The sequence below is a fragment of the Dietzia sp. DQ12-76 genome, assembly GCF_014145045.1.
Classification (GTDB): domain Bacteria; phylum Actinomycetota; class Actinomycetes; order Mycobacteriales; family Mycobacteriaceae; genus Dietzia.
In genome coordinates this window covers 1-3484 of record NZ_JAALDV010000447.1, presented here as the reverse complement: position 1 = coordinate 3484, position 3484 = coordinate 1, and the positions used below count along the sequence as shown (strand labels likewise).

General features: G+C 68.4%; 3 protein-coding genes and 2 pseudogenes. 1 reads left to right on the top strand and 4 read right to left on the bottom strand.

Annotated features, from left to right (window positions below; all coding sequences use genetic code 11):
* The 4 genes and pseudogenes from G6019_RS14475 to G6019_RS14460 form a co-directional block, all read right to left on the bottom strand.
* Positions 1 to 133 (bottom strand): annotated as a pseudogene (locus tag G6019_RS14475) (shikimate kinase); the annotation flags it as partial.
* A 39-nt stretch (positions 134 to 172) separates the two neighbouring features.
* The gene (locus tag G6019_RS14470; protein WP_182613198.1) at positions 173 to 1060 is read right to left on the bottom strand and encodes a maleylpyruvate isomerase family mycothiol-dependent enzyme; all 888 of its coding nucleotides are present in this window, start codon (positions 1058 to 1060) and stop codon (positions 173 to 175) included.
* 138 nt (positions 1061 to 1198) lie between these two features.
* Complete coding sequence (locus G6019_RS14465) at positions 1199 to 1336, bottom strand: methionine/alanine import family NSS transporter small subunit (RefSeq protein ID WP_107756012.1); 138 nt, start codon at positions 1334 to 1336, stop codon at positions 1199 to 1201.
* Positions 1337 to 1339: 3 nt separating this feature from the next.
* Complete coding sequence (locus G6019_RS14460; protein WP_182613197.1) at positions 1340 to 2959, bottom strand: sodium-dependent transporter; 1620 nt, start codon at positions 2957 to 2959, stop codon at positions 1340 to 1342.
* Positions 2960 to 3129: 170 nt separating this feature from the next.
* On the opposite strand from G6019_RS14460, the pseudogene G6019_RS14455 reads away from it, so the two are divergent.
* Positions 3130 to 3484, top strand: a pseudogene (locus tag G6019_RS14455) (hypothetical protein); the annotation flags it as partial.

The window sequence follows — 3484 nt, the reverse complement described above, 5'->3', positions numbered from 1 at the left end:
CCAGCTTGCGGCGGTTGGCGGGCGGGTGCAGGTCGTCAGCGCCCACGAAAGGGGCGCCGATCCGTTCGGCGATCGCCTGCGCAACGGTCGATTTGCCGGCACCGGTCACGCCCATCACCACGATGTGCGTCATCGGTGTCGACACCGTCGGCAGCGGATCCGGCGACCGGGATCAGATGGTGAAGGCCATCGATTCGAGGATCCTCCGGCCCAGCTCCTCGTCGCCGCTGATCTCCACACCGTTTCCGGGTTCCGCGGAGATCCTGCCGGTCGCGGAGCGGACGAAGGTCGGGGTGTCGAAGACCAGCTCGACCGAGACCCGTGCGGAGTCGTCGACGTCCACGAGTCCCGCCCGGCCGGCGACCAGCACATCGGTGGCCAGGGACGGGTCGGCATCGGAGTCGCCCTTCACCCGGAACCGGACCCGCGAACCGTCCGGGGCCCCGGCGTTCTTGCCCACGATCCGGGGTAGGGCGCGCGCGATCTCCCCGAGCGCGAACCTCCCCACGCCGCTGTCGAGGTGGTGAGTCATGCCGAGGGCGTGACGGATGTCGTCCTCGTGGACCCAGCAGTCGAACACGCGCACCCCCATGAAGCGTCGGAACGGCACGCGGCCGACGGGGGAGTCGGTCTCGGCCTCCAGGTCTTCGGCGGTCATCTCGGAGAGCTGCACGGTGCGCTCGGCCACGACCTCGCGGAAGTCCGCGAACGCGTCCTCGACGGCCAGGGACCGGGCCTCCTGGACGAACCTCTCGTTGAGCTCCCCGATGGGATTGCGGACATAGTCGCGCGACGAGGCGGGGAGGTCGACGTCCGGTATCGGCTCGCCGGCCAGCAGGTGCTCGGTTCCGGCGATGTGCGCCACCACGTCTCGCACCGTCCAGCCCGGGAGCGCGGTGGGGGTGGCCCAGTCGTCCCTCTTGAGTCCCGCCAGGAGCTCGTCGAGATGGTTCCACTGCTGGATCAGGTGACGGATTTCAGTAGGGGCCTCGTCTGGGGCTCCGGTGTCGGCTCCGCTTGCGGAGGTGGCGGAGGCGGCGTCGCTGTCGGTGGCGTCCATGACCACAAGGCTAGTGCCGTGCAGGAGAGCCGCGCGGCGACTTGGGGCCGTGGCCGGTGCTCTCCTCGGAACACCCGACCCCGGCGCCGCTGTGGTGTGCGGACGCCGGGGTCGGCGATCAGGTCGTGCGGCGGGAGCTCAGAGCTCGCGCGCGGGAGTCGCCGTGGATCCGTCAGGATCGTCGGGGTGGCCGGCGTAGTGCACGATGCTGGCGACGAGTCCGCCCCAGATCACGAGCAGGAACAGCACCATCATGATGATCGCGGAAGCGTCCATGGCTCAGGCCTCCTTGGGCGTGTGGGTGGGGGCAGGGTTCTCGTCGGGACGGGTGAGTCCCTCCTCGTAGACGTAGTCGCTCGGGTCGTCGTCGACACTCGGCGGTCCGTCGAGCTGGCGGGCCCCCCGCCAGGGCAGGGCCGACAGGATGATCGACAAGACCAGGATGGTCCCGATCATGCCCCAACCCCAGACGCCCAGGATGGCGGCGTCATAGCCCTCGTAGGGCTCGGAGATGAGGGACATGATCTCGCGGATCAGCGAGTAACCCAGGACGACCGGGGTGATCACGGCGAGGCACACGATCCAGAAGGTGCCGACCTTCCACGAGGACACCGAGTTGAGGTGATCGCGCAGGGTGGGGGCGAGGCGCATCACGAAGATCACCACGATGAGGGCGATGAGGGTGATGCCGACGATGCCGAGGCTGTTGACGAACTTGTCCATCACGTCGAGGTTCTGCAACCCGGTCTCGGTGGGCATGAGCAGGATCGAGGCGGCCGCCATCGGGATGCCGACGGCCAGCACCGAGGTGGTGCGGCTGCTGCCCATCTTGTCCTGGAAGGACGAGATGACCACCTGGACGATCGAGATGAGTGAGGTGATACCGGCCAGGATGAGGCAGACGAAGAACACCACGCCCCAGATCGGGCCGCCCGGCATCTGCGAGATCAGGGCCGGGAAGGCGATGAACGCCAGTCCCGGCCCGCCGCCCACGTCCTCCCAGCCGGCGCCCGCCGACGTGGAGACGAGGAAGCCGAGGGTGGCGAACACGCCGATGCCGGCGAGGACCTCGAAGGCCGAGTTGGAGAAGCCCACGACCAGCCCGGAGCTCGTGAGGTTGGACTTGCGCTTGAGGTAGGAGGAGTAGGTCAGCATGATGCCGAAGCCCACCGAGAGCGAGAAGAAGATCTGCCCGTAGGCCGCGATCCACACGCTCGGCTCGGTGAGCACGCCCCAGTCCGGGGTGAAGAAGTTGTTGAGGCCGTCCATGGCGCCGTCGAGGAAGAGTGACCGCACGACGAGGGCGGCGAAGAGCGCCACGAGCAGCGGGACGAAGAGCAGGGCGGTGCGGCCGATACCGTTCTGGACACCCGCGAGCAGGACTCCCAGCGTCACGATCCACACGACCACCAGGACGATCGCGATGCCCGGGACGAAGTCGACGCCGAAGCCGCTGCCGGCGCGGAGGAAGTCCTCGGCGAAGAACGACGCCGACTCCTCGTATGTCTCCCCCCACCGTTCGTCGATCGAGAACCACGCGTAGGAGGCGGCCCAGGCGATGATCACGGCGTAGTACACGGCGATGACGAAGGACACCAGGACCTGGATCCAGCCGATCGGCTCGGCGAAGCGGTTCATCCGCCGGAAGCTCAGCGGCGCGGACCCGCGGAAACGGTGGCCGATGGCGTAGTCGAAGAACAGCAACGGGAGGCCCGCGGTGAGCAGGGCCACGAGGTAGGGGAGCAGGAAGGCGCCGCCGCCGTTGTCGTAGGCGACGAAGGGGAAGCGCCAGATGTTGCCGAGGCCGACGGCGGAGCCGATGGCGGCAAAGACGAAGACGGAGCGACGGGAGAATGTCTCTCTCGGTGTCGCCCCACTCCTGGTGGGCGGGCTGGTCATGGTCGACTCCTTGTGGGGCGATCGGGCGGCGGATCCGCCGGGTGTGACGGAACGACGATAGGTGCGGTCTCCACTACTTCTCATATCTTCACGGCGGGTTGGTGTTTTGGTGACCATTTCGACGCATTCGCGGCACCGAATCGTGTTACTGGTGTGACTACAGTGATCTCATGAGGATGCAGCGAATGAGCCCGGGAGTGGGGCGTCGGCTGGCCGCGGCCACGGTCGCTGCGTTGATGGTCGTGGTGTCCGGTCTCGTCGCCGCACCAACCCTGGCCGCACCAGCCCTGGCCGCCCCCTCGCCGGCGGTCTCGGTGCCCTCCCCGGCCGAGGTGGTCCGCGAGACCGGGTCATGGTTCTCGCACGGCTACACTCTCGACCTCCGCGCGGACGGCACGGGGATGTTCGCGGCCTGGATGGGGGCGTTCGACGGGACCAGGGTCCAGTTGCGACTGATCCCCGCGCCGGGGCCGGCGACCGTCGCCGAGGTGACCGCCGTCGAGACGGTCGGGCGCGGGGGGCTGG

What these genes read in the sequence shown, in the direction of transcription:
- G6019_RS14470 (WP_182613198.1), bottom strand. Translation starts at nt 1,060, where the DNA reads ATGGACGCCACCGACAGCGACGCCGCCTCCGCCACCTCCGCAAGCGGA.
- G6019_RS14465 (WP_107756012.1), bottom strand. Translation starts at nt 1,336, where the DNA reads ATGGACGCTTCCGCGATCATCATGATGGTGCTGTTCCTGCTCGTGATC.
- G6019_RS14460 (WP_182613197.1), bottom strand. Translation starts at nt 2,959, where the DNA reads ATGACCAGCCCGCCCACCAGGAGTGGGGCGACACCGAGAGAGACATTC.